The following is a 15,119-nucleotide window of genomic DNA, read 5'->3' as shown; positions in this document are numbered from 1 at the left end:
CATGTCAGAGCACCCCCAGGCGCTGCAGGCATTGCTGGGCTGCCAGCGGGGTGTCGAGCAGGTGCAGGCGCCCGGTCTCGAGGTTATGTACGGGCCAGTCGTGCTGATGGATGCATACCGTTGGTCCGACTATCAGGGTTTCGCCGTCCAGCCCGGCCAGCAGCCGCGGCAGCTGCGCAAGGTTCAGCGGCCTGGCCGAGTACAGCAGCACCGCCCGTGCGCCCAGGCGTTCGGCGGCCAGGGCCAGTTCACCGGGCGGCAGCGGCCAGTCGAACACTTCCACCGGGCAATCGGCGCTGCTGGCCAGCCAGGCGCACAGCCACAGGTGGGGTTCCAGGGGCAGGTCGGACTGGTTCACCAGCAGCAGCGGGGCGCCATTGAGCTGGCGGTTGTTGTGGTAGATGCGCGCGCCCAGCTTGCTGCGCAGCCAGGACAGGAAGAACACCCGCTCCATCTGTGCGCCGAACTGGCCTTGCCAGCGTTGTTCCAGTTCCTCCAGCAAGGGCAGTAGCAGGTGCTCGCACAGGGTTACCGGCGGGTACAGGGCCATGGCCTGGTTGAAGGTGTCGTCGACGCGGCGCTCGGCCAGCTCGCCAATGGCCTGCAGCAGGCTGGCGCGCAGCGGCATCCAGTCGCCGCCGTCATGGGCCAGGGGCGTGGCCGCCTGGCCGTTGTCGAGCAGGGCCATGACCTGGCCCACGGCCACGCCGCGGCCCAGCCAGGTGAGGATCTGCTGAATGCGCTGCACGTGCTCGGCGCCGTACAGGCGGTGGCCCTTGGCGGTGCGGTGCGGCACGATCAGGCCGTAGCGCCGCTCCCAGGCGCGCAGGGTGACCGGGTTGACGCCGGTCTGGCGCGCCACTTCGCGAATCGGCAGCCAGCCGTCACGCATGGCCTGGATGGCGTCGTCGCCCTCGGGGGTTGGAGTGTTCATGGGGTCAGATCGCATTTCGAAGGCTGAGGTTTTCCGGGTGCGGCTGCAGGTACACCTGCTGGCTCACATAAGGGTCGGGGTGCAGGCGCAGGTGATGCTTGAGCAGGGTGAGGGGCACCACCAGCGGCACGATGCCCAGGCGGTACTGTTCGATCAGGTGCTGCATTTCCTGGCGGTCGCCGTCGCTGAGGGTGCGCTTGAAGTAGCCGCTCAGGTGCTGCAGCACGTTGCTGTGGGTGCCGCGGGTGGCGCAGCGTTTCAGCGCTTCCATCAGCTCGCTGAAATAGCGCGGGCCGATTTCACTGGCGTCGCCACGGCCCATGGTGCCCAGCAGCTTGCCCAGCACCTTGTATTGCAGCGGGTTGTTGGCCATCAGCTGGTACTTGTAGCGCGAATGGAACTGCATCAGGCCGCCACGGCTCAGGCCTTCGCGCAGCAGCGCCTGCCAGTCGGCGTAGGCGTACACGCGGACGATGAAGTTCTCGCGCAGCACGGCGTCGCACAGGCGCCCGTCTTCTTCCACCGGCAGGTCGGGCCGCGCGGCGCAGAACGCTTCGGCGTAAATGCCGCGGCCGCCTTCGTGCTGTGGCGCGCCGTTGTCGCGGTAGACCTTGACCCGCTCCAGGCCGCAGGACGGCGACTTGTGCATGAAGATGTAGCCGCTGAGGTCTTCCATCTGCGCGGCCATTTGTGTGCCGTAGTCGGCCAGGGGCTGGGTCACATCGACGCTGGCGTCAACGGTGCCCAGCGCGCGGGGCGCCTGGGCGTCGCCCACCAGGCGGATGGGCTGGCGCGGGATGCCCAGGCCAATCGCGACCTCAGGGCAGGCCGGGACGAAATCAAAATGTTCGGCCAGGGCGTGGGTGCACAGGCGCGATTCCTTGTGCCCGCCGTTGTAGCGCACCTCGGCGCCGAGCAGGCAGGCGCTGATACCGATGCGGGGCTTGGGGGAGTTGGGCATGGGCGTACACTCTTGTACAGGCAGGTGATCTTGTACAACTTACCTTCATAGTAGAACGAAGGCTGTACAAGTCAAACAGTTTGTACAAGATTTAAGCCCCCGTAGCAGCTGCCGCAGGCTGCGTCGGCCATTATGCGGTGTGCCTGATGCTGCGCGGTGGCAGGGACGCGGCCTGCGGCCGCTGCTACGGGGGAGTTTGGCGGGGGGGTGTCAGCGCCAGCCCATCAGCCAGGTCTGCGCATCGCGCAGCGCCTGCCACGGCATTCGTTCGCTGCGCCGGGTCAGGACGGCCTGCAGTTCAATCTCGAGGACGGTGCCTTCCTCGTCCCGAAACAGTTCGGTCACCAGGAAGTGTTTTTCCCGTTGCCGGGGATGGGCTGCCGTCCATTTGGACAGCAGCAGTTTGCGCGGGTCAAGGCGGTGCAGCGGGGCAGTCATTCCAGGTGTTCAAGCAGCCGGCGGGCCGCTTCCAGGCCGCTGAGCCAGGCGCCTTCCACCCGGCCGGACAGGCACCAGTCGCCACAGGCGTACAGCCCCAGGTCGGCGTCGGCCAGGGCGCCCCACTCGTGCGCGGACGCAGGGCGGGCGTAGAGCCAGCGGTGGGCGATGCTGAACACCGGCGCCGGCATGGCGCAGTTGGCCAGTTCGGCGAAGGCGCCGTGCAGTTGCTCGATCACCTCTTCCTTGGGCAGGTCGATGTGCTGTTTGCTCCAACTGCTGGTGGCGTGCAGCACCCAGGTGTCCAGGGTGGCTTCGCGCCCTGGCTTGCTGCGGTTGCAGGCCAGCCAGTCGAGCGGGCTGTCTTGCACGAAGCAGCCTTGCATGGCGGTTTCCAGCGGCTTGTCGAACGCCAGGGCGATGGCCCAGGTGGGCTCCATCTGCACCCCGGCGGCCACGCCGGCAAGTTTTGGCGCGGCGGCCAGCAGGGCGGTGGCCTGGGGCGCGGGCAGGGCGATGATCACGTGGCTGAACGGGCCGTGGCTGCAGCCTTCGGCGTCCAGCAGGTGCCAGTGGTGCTTGCCGCGGAACACCTCGGTGATGCGGCAGCCGAACACCGCGTTCATGTCGCCGAGCATGGCCTTGGCGATCGAGCCCATGCGCGGGGTGCCGACCCAGCGGGTCTGTTCGTCGGGGGAGGGGCTGAGCAGGCTGCCGCGGGCGTTGAACAGCTGCGGCTTCCATTCTTCCACGCAGCCCACGCTTTGCCAGCGTTGCACCTGGTCGACGAAGCGCCGGTCGCGGGCGGTGAAGTACTGCGCCCCCAGGTCCAGGGAGCCGGCGTCGCTGCGCTTGCTGGACGCACGGCCACCCGGGCCGCGGCTTTTGTCGAAGAGGTGTGGCGCGTGCCCGGCCTTGAACAACGCCTGGGCAGCGGAGAGTCCGGCAATGCCGGTACCGATGATCGCAATAGGTACTGTCATGGTGGCCTCGTTACTTCTTTGCACAGACTACGCTTAAGGACAAACCTGTACAATAATCATTGTTAGTATAAGTTACTGTCGTCCTTTTTCCGTTTGCTCTGTGTCTATGTGAGAGCAGTCCGTGGGCAAAAGTGCCTTCTCTCTTAAAAATAGACTAGCGATTTGCCTTCAACGCTACACGAGGAAGCAGTCATGCACATTTTGCTGACCGGCGGTACGGGCCTTATCGGTCGCAGGCTTTGCCAGCACTGGCTGGCGCAGGGCCACCGCCTCACGGTGTGGAGCCGCCAGCCGACGAGCGTGGCGCGTTTGTGCGGCCGCGAGGTGGCAGGTATCGGCCGCCTGGACGAGCTGGGCGAAGAGACCGTCGACGCGGTCATCAACCTCGCCGGCGCGCCCATCGCCGACCGGCCGTGGACGGAGCGCCGTCGCCAGCTGCTGTGGAAAAGCCGCGTCGGCCTCACCGAGCAACTGATCGCCTGGCTGGAGCAGCGCCAGCAGCGCCCCCCGGTGTTGATATCCGGCTCGGCGGTGGGCTACTACGGTGACGGCGGCGAGCGCGAGCTTACCGAGCAGTCGCAACCGGTGCGCAAGGATTTCGCCAGCGACTTGTGCATTGCCTGGGAAGAGACAGCCCAGCGTGCCGAAGAGTTGGGCATACGCGTGGTGCTGGTGCGTACCGGGCTGGTGCTGGCCAGCGAGGGCGGCATGCTCAAGCGCCTGAAGGTGCCGTTCAAGCTGGGCGTGGGCGGGCCCATCGGCAGTGGCCGGCAGTTCATGCCCTGGGTGCACATCGACGATCAAATCGGCCTGATTGATTTTCTTTTGCACAAGGACGACGCCAGCGGTCCTTATAATGCCTGTGCGCCAGAGCCGGTGCGCAACCGCGAGTTCGCCCGGCGCCTGGGCCGTGCCCTGCACCGGCCTGCGTTCATGCCCTTGCCGGGACTGGTGCTGCGGGTGGGCCTGGGCGAGATGTCGGATTTATTGCTGGGCGGCCAACGGGCCCGCCCGGTGCGTTTACTGGCGGCAGGGTTTACCTTCCGTTTCAATGATCTGCAATCGGCGCTGGGCGACCTCGTCCCGCGCCTCTGAAATTAGGACGTTGCATGACCGATCACGCTCTGCTGCTGGTCAACCTGGGTTCGCCAGCTTCCACCTCCGTGGCCGACGTGCGCCGCTACCTCAACCAGTTCCTGATGGACCCGTACGTCATCGACCTGCCCTGGCCGGTGCGGCGGCTGCTGGTGTCGCTGATCCTGATCAAGCGCCCGGAGCAGTCGGCCCACGCCTACGCCAGCATCTGGTGGGACGAAGGCTCGCCCCTGGTCGTGCTCACCCGCCGCCTGGAAGCGGTGATGCGCGAACAGTGGACCCACGGCCCGGTGGAAATCGCCATGCGCTACGGCGAGCCGTCCCTGGACACCGTGCTCACCCGCCTGGCCGCCCAGGGCGTGCGCGACATCACCCTGGCGCCGCTGTACCCGCAGTTCGCCGACAGCACCGTGACCACGGTCATCGAGGAAGCGAAAAAGGTGGTGCAGGAGAAAAAGCTGCCGGTGCGCTTCAAGCTGCTGCAGCCGTTCTTCGACCAACCCGAGTACATCGACGCCCTGGTGGCCAGCGCCAGGCCGTACCTGGACGCCCAGCCGTTCGACCACCTGCTGCTGAGCTTCCACGGCCTGCCCGAACGCCACCTGACCAAGCTCAACCCCGGCCACGACGTGCGCCGCCCCGACTGCTGCGCCGAGTCCAGCCCCGAAGTGCTCGCCAACTGCTACCGCGGCCAGTGCATGCGCAGCGCCGCCGCCTTCGCGGCAAAAATGGGCCTGCCGGACGGCAAGTGGTCCGTGTCGTTCCAGTCGCGCTTGGGCAAGAACAAATGGATCGAACCCTACACCGAGGCACGCCTCGACGAGCTGGCCAAGCAGGGCGTGAAACGCTTGCTGGTGATGTGCCCGGCGTTCGTCGCCGATTGCATCGAGACGCTGGAGGAGATTGGTGATCGAGGCAAGGAGCAGTTTATCGAGGCGGGGGGGGAGGAGTTGGTGTTGGTGCCTTGTTTGAATGACAACCGGCAGTGGGGGGAGGCGTTGAAGGTGCTTTGTGAGCGGGCGCCCGTCATGGCGTGACACGCCCCGTAGCCCAACCATCGGGCTGCGGCTACGGGCCGACTTTTTATAACCAATAATGTCTTCTCACCCCAGGAACGTCTCAGCCGTGACGCCAAAGCGCTGGGCCAGCGCCTGAATCTGACGAACGCTTAGCTTGCGTTTGCCCGACAGCAACTGCGAGACCGTCGATTGATTGCCCAGCTCAGGGAGGTCGGCCTGAGTAAGCTTGTGCTCTTCCATGAACGAGCGCAGTACGTCGATGCCTGAGGCTCTTGGCATCGGGCGTACTCGCAGGTCATAGGCCTCGATCAGGGCAGCGATCATGTTGACCAAGCCGTCCAGCGGGTGGTTGTTGTCGTAGCCAGTAATTTCCTGGAGCTCGTCCAATGCATCGACCAGCGCGTCGTATTGTTCCTCGTTTTGAGGCGGGCTCAGCAGTGGAGCCACAAACGACCAGTGTTCTTTGGCTGCTTCTACCATGGCGTTCATGTATTAAACCTTCCACTTGTCTTTGTCGTATTCCGCATGACTTAACACATGCTTGATGAAGACCTGTTGCGTGCTGTACGAGACGCCGGCAATGAGTCTGATCTTGTTTCCGCCAATATCGAAGACATGAAATTTGCCCACGAAATCGGTGGCGGGAAAAATCGACTTCATTTGCGCGAAATTCACCGGGTCGTTTCGCATTATCTTTTCGTACCAGCTTTGCAGGGAAGTTGCTGTCTGCGGCCACCGTTCCTGTGCTTCCTTGATTCGTTTGTACGAAATGACTCGCATCGGCTCCCTTATATTTGTTTTTGCAATATCTCTACGGTAGCCGTTTACCTCCCGTATTGCAAATTCGAATATTGAGTGCCTGATGGATGGTGCTGGGAGGGAAAGGGAGGGCTGTACAACGCAAAACGCCGCTACCCACTAAAAGCGAGTAACGGCGTTCGGTGTTTCACAAGGTCAGCAAATCACTCCCCAACCTTCTCCTTCCACTCCCCATGCCCCGGCAGGATCAGGTTCAGCGCAATCGCCACCACGGCGCACAGCGCAATCCCTTTCAGGCCAAAGTCATGCGGCCCGGTACCGGTACCGATCAGCACGCCACCGATGCCGAACACCAGGGTCACCGAGATGATCACCAGGTTGCGCGCCTCGCTGAGGTCGATCTTGTGGCGGATCAGGGTGTTCATGCCCACCGCGGCGATGGAGCCGAACAGCAGGCAGAGGATGCCGCCCATCACCGGCACCGGGATGCTTTGCAGCAGGGCGCCGAACTTGCCGATGAACGCCAGGCTGATGGCGAAGATCGCCGCCCAGGTCATGATTTTCGGGTTGTAGGCCTTGGTCAGCATCACCGCGCCGGTCACTTCGGCGTAGGTGGTGTTGGGCGGGCCGCCGAACAGGCCGGCGGCGGTGGTGGCGATGCCGTCGCCCAGCAGGGTGCGGTGCAGCCCCGGGGTCTTCAGGTAGTCGCGGCCGGTGACGCTGCCCACGGCGATGACGCCGCCAATGTGTTCGATGGCCGGCGCCAGGGCGACGGGCACGATGAACAGGATGGCCTGCCAGTTGAACGCCGGCGCGGTGAAGTGCGGCAGCGCCAGCCAGGAGGCGGCGGCGATCTTCGCGGTGTCGACCACGCCGAAGGCGAACGACAGGCCGAAGCCCACCAGCACGCCGGCGATGATCGGCACCAGGCGGAAGATGCCCTTGCCGAATACGGCGACGATCAGGGTGGTGAGCAGCGCTGGCATGGAGATGAACATGGCGGTGCTGTAAGGCAGCAGTTCGGTGCCGTCACCGGCCTTGCCCATGGCCATGTTGGCGGCGATCGGCGCCATGGCCAGGCCGATGGAGATGATCACCGGGCCGATGACCACGGGTGGCAGCAGGCGGTCGATGAAACCGGTGCCCTTGATCTTCACGGCCAGGCCCAGGAAGGTGTAGACGAAGCCGGCCGCCATTACCCCGCCCATGGTCTCGGCCAGGCCGAACTGGCCCTTGGCGAGGATGATGGGGGTGATGAAGGCGAAGCTCGAGGCCAGGAACACCGGCACCTTGCGCCCGGTGACGATCTGGAACAGCAGAGTCCCGAGACCTGCGGTAAACAGCGCGACATTGGGATCCAGGCCGGTAATCAGCGGCATCAACACCAGCGCGCCGAATGCCACGAAAAGCATTTGCGCACCGGAGAGGATCTGGCGCCACAGCGGGTCGTTGAACTCGTCGGCCATGCTCAAGCGTCCTTCTGCTTGGTGCCGAAGATCTTGTCGCCGGCGTCGCCCAGGCCAGGAATGATGTAACCGTGTTCGTTCAGGCGCTGGTCAACCGAGGCGGTGTAGATTTTCACGTCCGGGTGGGCCTTCTCGACCACGGCGATGCCTTCGGGCGCAGCCACCAGCACCATGGCGCGGATGTCCTTGCAGCCGGCTTTCTTCAGCAGGTCGATGGTGGCGACCATGGAACCACCGGTGGCCAGCATCGGGTCGATGATCATGGCCAGGCGCTCGTCGATCTCGGGCACCAGTTTTTCCAGGTAGGTGTGGGCTTCCAGGGTCTCTTCGTTGCGGGCAACGCCCACGGCGCTGACCTTGGCGCCAGGGATCAGGCTGAGCACGCCTTCGAGCATGCCGATGCCGGCGCGCAGGATAGGCACGACGGTGATCTTCTTGCCGGCGATTTTCTCGACCTGGACAGTACCGCACCAGCCGTCGATGTCGTAGGTTTCCAGCGGCAGGTCCTTGGTGGCCTCATAGGTCAGCAGCGCGCCGACTTCCTGGGCGAGCTCGCGAAAGTTCTTGGTGCTGATGTCGGCACGGCGCATGAGGCCGAGCTTGTGGCGGATCAGCGGGTGGCGAATCTCGAGGATTGGCATGGGGAAAGGCTCCGGGCGGGCAAAAAAACCGCGCTAGATTAATCTATTCGGATGGCACTGTCGTGCAGACATACTGGACGTTAGTCCAGAAAAGCTTGATCTGTCCCGAACGGATGCGTACCTTTGCCCGCTTTTCTCAGACCACCCCCCCTTTGGAGAGCGTCATGTCCGCTGATCTCGAGCATATCCGTCAAGTCATGGACGAGGCCGACTGCCTGTACACCGAAGCCGAAGTAGAGGCTGCCATCGTTCGTGTTGGCGCGCAGATCACGGCCGAGATGGCCGACAGCAACCCGGTGGTCTTCTGTGTGATGAACGGCGGCCTGATCTTCGCCGGCAAGCTGCTTACCCAGCTGAAGTTCCCGCTGGAAGCCAGCTACCTGCACGCCACCCGCTACCGCAACGAAACCAGCGGCGGCGACTTGTTCTGGAAGGCCAAGCCGGAAGTGTCGTTCATCGACCGCGACGTGCTGATCATCGACGACATCCTCGACGAAGGTCACACCCTGAGCGCCATCATCGACTTCTGCAAGCACGCCGGCGCCCGCGCCGTGCACACCGCCGTGCTGATCGACAAGGACCACGACCGCAAGGCCAGCCCGGGCCTGAAGGCCACCTATTCGGGCCTGCCGTGCATTGACCGCTACATCTTCGGTTATGGCATGGACTACAAGGGCTACTGGCGCAATGCCGCGGGCATCTACGCCGTAAAAGGCATGTAAACCTCCCGTAGCAGCGGCCAAAGGCCGCGTCACCGGCGCTGCCGCAATGCCGGGCACACCGCGTTCGGCCCAGACGCGGCCTGGCGGCCGCTGCTACGGGGGGTTGTGTAGCAGCGGCCAACGGCCGCGTTACCAGGAGGGTGTGCTAGAGTGCTGGGCTGCCTTCCAGGAGCTCGCCCATGCGTTCGATGATTGCCGCACTTGTCCTGCTGTCCAGTCTGCCCCTCGCCGCCGCCCCCCTGCACGCCCAGTTCCTGCCGCCCGATGACCTGGGCCTGCGCAAGGAACAGCCCGAGCAACAGCAATTGCTGCAGATCACCGATTTTTCCGTGGTGGTGGGCAACCAGCGGCTATCCAACCAGCAGCCCATTCCGGTGACTTCCTCGGTGCTGGTGCGGCTCAAGGGCAAGCCACTGAACAAGGGCGCCACCATCGGCCAGGTGCTGCTGACCTTCGACGCCGAAAGCAAAAGCCTGAAGAAGCCCAGCTATGACGACGCCAGCAAGACCCTCACGCTGAATTACCCGCTGGGCCAGTACCGCACCATCATGGACCTGCTGCGCAACGACACCGTGTACGTGCAGTTCCTGACCTACCCCAATGGCCATATCTGGGCTGACCTGCACACGGGCGCCGTTCACGCGCGTTGAGCCGCCTGGCGCGCGGGGGTAAACTCGCTGTCCCGTGAAATGACCGCGATAGAGTTGGAGTGGGCAATGCGTAAAGACAAGAAGCAGCTGATTGGTGACGAGATCGGCGACGAGCAGGTCAAGTTGTTCCTGGAATTCGAACCGGTCGACGCTACTTCGCCGTCGCTGCACAAGCTGATCAAGGCCTACCGCGGCCTGCGCGTGGACGATTTCGAGCGCTTCGTGGGGTTCTTCCTTGAAGCCGGCTACGACCTGGACGGCAAGGACGAGCACGGCAACGACTTCATCGCCCTGATCCGTGACCAGCGCAACGCGCCGGACTACATCGAGATCATCGAGAAAGCCCGCGGCTGATTTCCGTCAGCGCAAAAAAAAACGCCCCGAGGGGCGTTTTTTCATGGGCGGCAGTTACGCCAGGTGCTGCTCGGCGGTGTTCGCCTGCGGCGCCAGTTCCAGCGCGGCGTCGCTCTGGGCGCTGACCCGGCGGTACAGGGCCGCGTCGGTTTCCAGGGCTTTCTCGCGGGCCGGGAAGATTTCCTTGAGCTTGGTGGTCCAGGCTTCGGAACGGTACTTCTCGGGGAAGCAGCGCTCGATCAGTTCCAGCATGATCGACACAGTCACCGAAGCGCCCGGCGAGGCACCCAGCAGGGCCGCCAGCGAGCCGTCGGCCGCCGACACCAGTTCGGTACCGAACTGCAGCACGCCGCCTTTCTTCGCGTCTTTCTTGATGATCTGCACACGCTGGCCGGCCACTTCCAGGCGCCAGTCCTCGGCCTTGGCCTCGGGGTAGAAGCGGCGCAGCGATTCCAGGCGCTGCTCCATGGACTGCATCACTTCGCTCATCAGGTACTTGGTGAGGTCCATGTTGTCCCGCGCCACGGCCAGCATCGGGCCGATGTTGCCGGCACGTACCGACTTGGGCAGGTCCATGAACGAGCCGTGCTTGAGGAACTTTGTGGTGAAGCCGGCGTACGGGCCGAACAGCAGGGAGGTCTTGCCGTCGACGACGCGGGTGTCCAGGTGCGGCACGGACATGGGCGGCGAGCCCACGGCGGCCTGGCTGTAGACCTTGGCCTGGTGGTGCTTGACCACCTCGGGGTTGTCGCAGCGCAGCCATTGGCCGCTGACCGGGAAGCCGCCGAAGCCCTTGCCTTCCTCGATGCCCGACTGCTGCAGCAGCGGCAGGGCAGCGCCACCGGCGCCCAGGAAGACGAACTTGGCGTCGACCTTACGGCTGTTGCCGCTGTTGACGTCCTTGATGGTGACGGTCCAGCCGCTGCCGTTGCGGGTCAGGTCGGTGACGCGCTTGCAGTACTTGACCTGGGCGTCGGGGCCGGCAGCCAGGTGCTTGAGCAGCTTGTTGGTCAGGGCGCCGAAGTTGACGTCGGTACCGTGCATGACGCGGGTGGCGGCGATGGCCTGGTCGGCGGGGCGACCTGGCATCATCAGCGGCATCCACTCGTTCATCTTGGCCTTGTCTTCGGTGTACTCCATGTCGGCGAAGGCGTGATGCTGTTTCAGCATCTCGTAACGCTTCTTCAGGAAGTCGATGCCTTTGTCACCCTCGACGTAGCTCAGGTGCGGGACCGGGTTGATGAAGGCACGGGCCGAACCGAAGGTACCCTGCTTGGCCAGGTACGCCCAGAACTGCTTCGACACCTCGAACTGGGCATTGATGTGCACGGCTTTCTTGATGTCGACCGAACCATCCTTGGCCTGCGGCGTGTAGTTCAGCTCGCAGAGGCCCGCGTGGCCGGTACCGGCGTTGTTCCACGGGTTGGAACTTTCCGCGGCACCGGAGTCCATCAGCTCGACGACTTCCAGCTTGATCGTCGGGTCCAGCTCTTTGAGCAGTACGGCCAGGGTGGCGCTCATGATGCCGGCCCCTACCAATACCACGTCGACTGCTTCGTTATGCGCCATTAACGCGTCTCCAAAATCTTCAGCACCAAATTGACAGCACGGCGTCCCGGTACACATCAGCAGGCCAGGAGTGCCATGTCCGACTCTTCGCAAAAAACGCAAGCTTGTGCGGACGCTACCAACCGGTCCAACAAGTCCCTATGAACTCATTTTCGGGCCCGGTGGGCAATTCGACTTAGGTCAATGCGCCCGCGTTGCCAGTGATCGACCTCAGGCTCCTGACAGGCAGGCGCGGCAGTGCCGACCGTACGGTGCTGAACCGGACGTTGTTAATGCATGTACAGATGCAAAACTGTTCATTTGCTCGCCACACTCTTGTGAAGTAGTGAAAACCGTTTTTTTCACGCTCTTTTGGAGTCGTGAACCTCAAAAAGGCTGCCATGAAGACGCGGGCAGCGGCAGGTCCAGCGAAGGGCGAAAGTGCCGAAAGCATCGGGCACACCGGCTTCAATTGGCCTGTGTGGGCGGCTCTCTGTGGGCTTTGGAGGGCTGGATGCGAGGCATCAGCGGTGTTGCGGGGCCCGATCAGGAGACGTCCTTATAATCGGGGGGAGATTATAACGATGAAACGCGCAGAAAAGATCTTTATTCGTGGAGTTTTCTTGCGCGGCACGTCAAGCGGTGGCCGCGTGACCGATTATCGCACCCTTCCGGGGTTTGGCCGGCGCTGGCTACATGACTTTTCCTACATTTGCGCGGGTAGGTTGAATGCTGGTTCCTGACAGGCCCGCACCGTTATACTGGCACCCTATCAATGCCTATTCCTGGAGAGATGAGCATGCTGCAACGCCTGTTGTTCGGTTTGATCGCTGTGACCACCCTGACGCTGGCCGGTTGTGCCAACAGTCCGCAGCAACTCAGCCCGCAACCCGTGCTGAACGCGCAGCTGGCGCCCGTTGGCCAGGGCCAGCCGGTGGTGGTACGCGTGGTGGATGGTCGTCCTTCGCCAACCCTGGGCACCCGTGGTGGCCTGTACCCGGAAACCAGCGCGGTGACCGTCAACGCCAACGACGTGATCCCCAAGCTGCAAGCCCAGGCTGAAGCCGCCGTGCGCCTGTTGGGCTACACCCCGTCGGCCAACAACGGCAGCGCGCCGGTGCTGACCGTGACCCTGGCCAGCCTCACCTACCAGTCGCCGAAAGAAGGCATGTACGTGACCGAGGCCACCATCGGCGCCAACTTCCGTGCCGACGTGAACAACAACGGCCGCCACTACGCTGGCGCCTACGGTGCCTCGCTGAACCAGCGCTTCGGCATGGCGCCGAACGTGGACACCAACACCAAGCTGGTCAGCGACGTGCTCAGCGACGCCCTGACCCGCCTGTTCAAGGACCCGAGCATCGGCCGTACCCTGGGCAACTGATCCAGGCGTCGTCACGAAAAAGCCCGCGCTCCTTCACGGGGGCGCGGGCTTTTTCATGGCCGGGGTTCAGGCGGCTTCGGCGTACAGCTCCAGGAAGCTGATGCCGGTGTCAGCGTCCAGCTCCGGGCAGTCGTCGTGGGGGCAGCCGGCCAGGGCGCAGTAGACGAGCCAGTGGCGGTCGTGAACGTTGAACGATAAACCGTTGATCAGAGCTTCCTGCTCTTCACTCTGGGTAACCAGATACAGACGATCCTGATTCTGTGCATGCAACATGACCAGCTCCGTGTCGTGGGTGAGGGTGCACAGAGTGACGGGTTCTGATGACGGCGGTGTGACGCAGGTCAATGTATCGATGTGCTGGCCTCATCGCGACCAAGGTCGGCTCCTACCAAGGCCTGCGTAGGAGCCGACCTTGGTCGCGATGGGGGCGGCGTTACAGCGGCAGGCCGGCTTTCACGCGGTACTGGTTGCGCACCGGGGTGGCGTATTGCAGCACCAGGTAGGGGCGCTGCTCGGCCGGGCAGGCTTCCAGGCGGCGGGCCCATTCGGCGCGGGCCTTGTCCAGTTCCTCGGCGCCGAACACGTCGCTGGCGGCCGGCACGGCCAGGCTCGGGTCGGCGTCGGCCCATTGCGCGTAGGCCAGGTAATGCACCGGGAACAGGCGGTAGCCAGCGAGGATCTGCCGGTCAATCTCGGCCGCCAGCAGCTTGGTGTCCTCGAACGCCTGGCTGATGGGCGGGGCGAAGTTGATGTGCACGCGGCCTTTGTAGCCGGTGATGCCCTGGGCGATGCTGATGTCGTCCTCGCCCGGCGCCTTCTTGTAGGAGCCGGTGGTGGCGCGGGTGTACAGCTCGCGGGCCTTGGCCAGGTCGCAGGGGTCGTATTCGTAGCTGATCGACACCGGGGTCAGGTTCAGCGACTGGATCACCTCGCCGAAGGCTTCGTCCTTGCGGCTCATGTGGAACATCTTCAGGATCGCCGAGTCGGTGCGGTCGTCACCGTCCTTGGCGCGGCCCTCGGCCTGGGCGATCCAGATGGACTGGCAGTCGGTGCGGATCGAGTGGTTGATGTACGCCGACAGCAGCTGGTAGGCCGCCAGCTTCTCGCGGCGGCCGCTGATGGAGCGGTGCACGATGAAGCTCTTGTTCAGGCGCATCAGGTCGCTGACGAAGGGCTTCTGCAGCAGGTTGTCGCCAATGGCGATGCGCGGCGTGGGCAGCCCGGCGTGGTACACGGCGTAGTTGACGAAGGCCGGGTCCATGACGATGTCGCGGTGGTTGGCCAGGAACAGGTAGGCACTGCCGGACTTGAACTGCTCGACGCCGGTGTAGGTCACACCGTCAGTGGCACGATCGATGGTGTGATCCACGTAGACTTCGACTTTATCCTGCAAGGTCGCGACACTTTCGATGCCGGCGAACTCGCGGCGCAGCCGATGAGCTATAAGAGGTTTGAGCAGCCAGCCGAATGCACCGGCCAGGCGCGGGAAGCGGAAGTGGGTGAGGATATCGAGGAACGCCGGGTCGCTGAGCAGGCGTGCCAGAACGGCAGGGACCTCGGCGTCGTCGTACGGTCGGATGGCATCGAATTCGCCCATCATGCTCTCTTGTTGGAAACGGCTAGGGTAATGAAGTAAGGGCATATCAATAGCCCTTCAAATAGACCGGCGATTATACGCACAAGTCACTACCGGGAGACGGTCATGCTGTTCCAGGAAAGCGAAGACATCGAGTGCCCCTACTGTGGTGAAACGATTCCGGTGCTGCTGGACTTGTCTGGCGGCGATCAGGAATACGTGGAAGATTGTTCCGTGTGTTGCAAACCCATCCGCTTCATACTGCAAGTGCACGATGATGAGTGGATGCTCGACGTCAAAGGCGAGAACGATTGATGCAACGTATCTATGACCCGGAAAGCCTGCTGGAAGCGGAAATGCTGTTGGGCATGCTCGACAGCGAGGGCGTGGCCGCGCACCTGGTGGGGCGCGACCTGGTAGGCGGCATCGGCGACCTGCCGGCCATCGGCCTGCTGGGCCTGACCGTGGCCAATGACCAGGCCGAGCACGCACGCCAGCTCATCGCCGCGTACAATGCCGCCTTGCCGCTGCCGGGCGAAGAACCGGATAGTTTCCAGGGCGTGCTGGTGTGTTGAGCCGCGCGCCTGTC

19 protein-coding genes are annotated in these 15,119 nt (G+C 63.7%); 8 read left to right on the top strand and 11 right to left on the bottom strand.

The window, feature by feature from the left end; translation table 11 throughout:
- Positions 1–4: 4 nt before the first annotated feature.
- From AC0Z2B_RS03300 to AC0Z2B_RS03285, 4 genes are all read right to left on the bottom strand, one after another.
- The gene (locus AC0Z2B_RS03300) at positions 5–934 is read right to left on the bottom strand and encodes a MerR family transcriptional regulator (protein WP_476295109.1); all 930 of its coding nucleotides are present in this window, start codon (positions 932–934) and stop codon (positions 5–7) included.
- Between the two features lie 4 nt (positions 935–938).
- Entirely contained in the window at positions 939–1,895 is a 957-nt protein-coding gene (locus AC0Z2B_RS03295; RefSeq protein ID WP_476295108.1) for a YbgA family protein, read from the bottom strand.
- Between the two features lie 210 nt (positions 1,896–2,105).
- On the bottom strand, positions 2,106–2,321 hold the full coding sequence (locus AC0Z2B_RS03290) for a TIGR02450 family Trp-rich protein (RefSeq protein WP_416427536.1): 216 nt from the start codon (positions 2,319–2,321) through the stop codon (positions 2,106–2,108).
- An 8-nt stretch (positions 2,322–2,329) separates the two neighbouring features.
- Positions 2,330–3,316, bottom strand: coding sequence for an NAD(P)/FAD-dependent oxidoreductase (locus AC0Z2B_RS03285; protein WP_416422527.1), 987 nt, complete (start codon positions 3,314–3,316; stop codon positions 2,330–2,332).
- A gap of 192 nt (positions 3,317–3,508) precedes the next feature.
- On the opposite strand from AC0Z2B_RS03285, the gene AC0Z2B_RS03280 reads away from it, so the two are divergent.
- Positions 3,509–4,411, top strand: coding sequence for a TIGR01777 family oxidoreductase (locus tag AC0Z2B_RS03280; RefSeq protein ID WP_416422528.1), 903 nt, complete (start codon positions 3,509–3,511; stop codon positions 4,409–4,411).
- 14 nt (positions 4,412–4,425) lie between these two features.
- The gene (gene hemH / locus AC0Z2B_RS03275) at positions 4,426–5,448 is read left to right on the top strand and encodes a ferrochelatase (RefSeq protein ID WP_476295107.1); all 1,023 of its coding nucleotides are present in this window, start codon (positions 4,426–4,428) and stop codon (positions 5,446–5,448) included.
- A 66-nt stretch (positions 5,449–5,514) separates the two neighbouring features.
- Here hemH and AC0Z2B_RS03270 read toward each other — a convergent pair whose 3' ends face one another.
- From AC0Z2B_RS03270 to upp, 4 genes are all read right to left on the bottom strand, one after another.
- Entirely contained in the window at positions 5,515–5,919 is a 405-nt protein-coding gene (locus AC0Z2B_RS03270) for a helix-turn-helix domain-containing protein (protein WP_476295106.1), read from the bottom strand.
- Between the two features lie 3 nt (positions 5,920–5,922).
- Entirely contained in the window at positions 5,923–6,210 is a 288-nt protein-coding gene (locus AC0Z2B_RS03265) for a type II toxin-antitoxin system HigB family toxin (protein ID WP_476295104.1), read from the bottom strand.
- 182 nt (positions 6,211–6,392) lie between these two features.
- Positions 6,393–7,655 carry a uracil-xanthine permease family protein gene (locus AC0Z2B_RS03260; protein ID WP_416422531.1) on the bottom strand — a complete coding sequence of 421 codons (1,263 nt, stop codon included), beginning with the start codon at positions 7,653–7,655 and terminating at the stop codon, positions 6,393–6,395.
- Between the two features lie 2 nt (positions 7,656–7,657).
- A complete protein-coding gene (upp, locus tag AC0Z2B_RS03255) occupies positions 7,658–8,296 on the bottom strand; it encodes a uracil phosphoribosyltransferase (RefSeq protein WP_416422532.1) in 639 nt (212 codons plus the stop codon).
- Between the two features lie 164 nt (positions 8,297–8,460).
- Here upp and AC0Z2B_RS03250 point away from each other — a divergent pair, with 164 nt between their 5' ends.
- The 3 genes from AC0Z2B_RS03250 to AC0Z2B_RS03240 all read left to right on the top strand — a co-directional run bounded on the left by AC0Z2B_RS03250 (position 8,461) and on the right by AC0Z2B_RS03240 (position 10,022).
- Positions 8,461–9,018, top strand: coding sequence for a hypoxanthine-guanine phosphoribosyltransferase (locus AC0Z2B_RS03250; protein ID WP_416422533.1), 558 nt, complete (start codon positions 8,461–8,463; stop codon positions 9,016–9,018).
- Positions 9,019–9,197: 179 nt separating this feature from the next.
- The gene (locus AC0Z2B_RS03245) at positions 9,198–9,668 is read left to right on the top strand and encodes a hypothetical protein (protein ID WP_476295102.1); all 471 of its coding nucleotides are present in this window, start codon (positions 9,198–9,200) and stop codon (positions 9,666–9,668) included.
- Between the two features lie 66 nt (positions 9,669–9,734).
- Positions 9,735–10,022, top strand: a complete 288-nt coding sequence (locus tag AC0Z2B_RS03240) for a PA4642 family protein (protein WP_476295100.1) — start codon at positions 9,735–9,737, stop codon at positions 10,020–10,022.
- 54 nt (positions 10,023–10,076) lie between these two features.
- Here the strand turns inward: AC0Z2B_RS03240 and mqo are convergent, their stop codons facing one another.
- Positions 10,077–11,591: a malate dehydrogenase (quinone) gene (gene mqo, locus AC0Z2B_RS03235; RefSeq protein ID WP_416422536.1), complete on the bottom strand. Its 1,515-nt coding sequence runs from the start codon at positions 11,589–11,591 to the stop codon at positions 10,077–10,079.
- Between the two features lie 778 nt (positions 11,592–12,369).
- On the opposite strand from mqo, the gene AC0Z2B_RS03230 reads away from it, so the two are divergent.
- Positions 12,370–12,954: a YajG family lipoprotein gene (locus AC0Z2B_RS03230; RefSeq protein ID WP_416422537.1), complete on the top strand. Its 585-nt coding sequence runs from the start codon at positions 12,370–12,372 to the stop codon at positions 12,952–12,954.
- 66 nt (positions 12,955–13,020) lie between these two features.
- Here AC0Z2B_RS03230 and AC0Z2B_RS03225 read toward each other — a convergent pair whose 3' ends face one another.
- Both AC0Z2B_RS03225 and AC0Z2B_RS03220 read right to left on the bottom strand, forming a co-directional pair.
- A complete protein-coding gene (locus AC0Z2B_RS03225) occupies positions 13,021–13,227 on the bottom strand; it encodes a hypothetical protein (RefSeq protein ID WP_416422538.1) in 207 nt (68 codons plus the stop codon).
- Positions 13,228–13,387: 160 nt separating this feature from the next.
- Positions 13,388–14,554 (bottom strand): 1-acyl-sn-glycerol-3-phosphate acyltransferase, encoded by a 1,167-nt coding sequence (locus AC0Z2B_RS03220; RefSeq protein ID WP_476295098.1) that lies wholly within the window; start codon positions 14,552–14,554, stop codon positions 13,388–13,390.
- A 102-nt stretch (positions 14,555–14,656) separates the two neighbouring features.
- Between AC0Z2B_RS03220 and AC0Z2B_RS03215 the strand changes: the two genes are divergently transcribed.
- Together AC0Z2B_RS03215 and AC0Z2B_RS03210 are read left to right on the top strand one after the other, a co-directional pair.
- Positions 14,657–14,845 carry a CPXCG motif-containing cysteine-rich protein gene (locus tag AC0Z2B_RS03215; RefSeq protein ID WP_008371118.1) on the top strand — a complete coding sequence of 63 codons (189 nt, stop codon included), beginning with the start codon at positions 14,657–14,659 and terminating at the stop codon, positions 14,843–14,845.
- Positions 14,845–15,105 carry a putative signal transducing protein gene (locus tag AC0Z2B_RS03210; RefSeq protein WP_416422540.1) on the top strand — a complete coding sequence of 87 codons (261 nt, stop codon included), beginning with the start codon at positions 14,845–14,847 and terminating at the stop codon, positions 15,103–15,105. Before AC0Z2B_RS03215 ends, AC0Z2B_RS03210 begins: the two co-directional genes overlap by 1 nt.
- Positions 15,106–15,119: the final 14 nt, after the last annotated feature.

The organism is Pseudomonas sp. GYB4201, assembly GCF_056312595.1.
The sequence above is the reverse complement of the archived record's forward strand: the minus strand, read 5'-3'. Positions and strand labels throughout refer to the sequence as shown.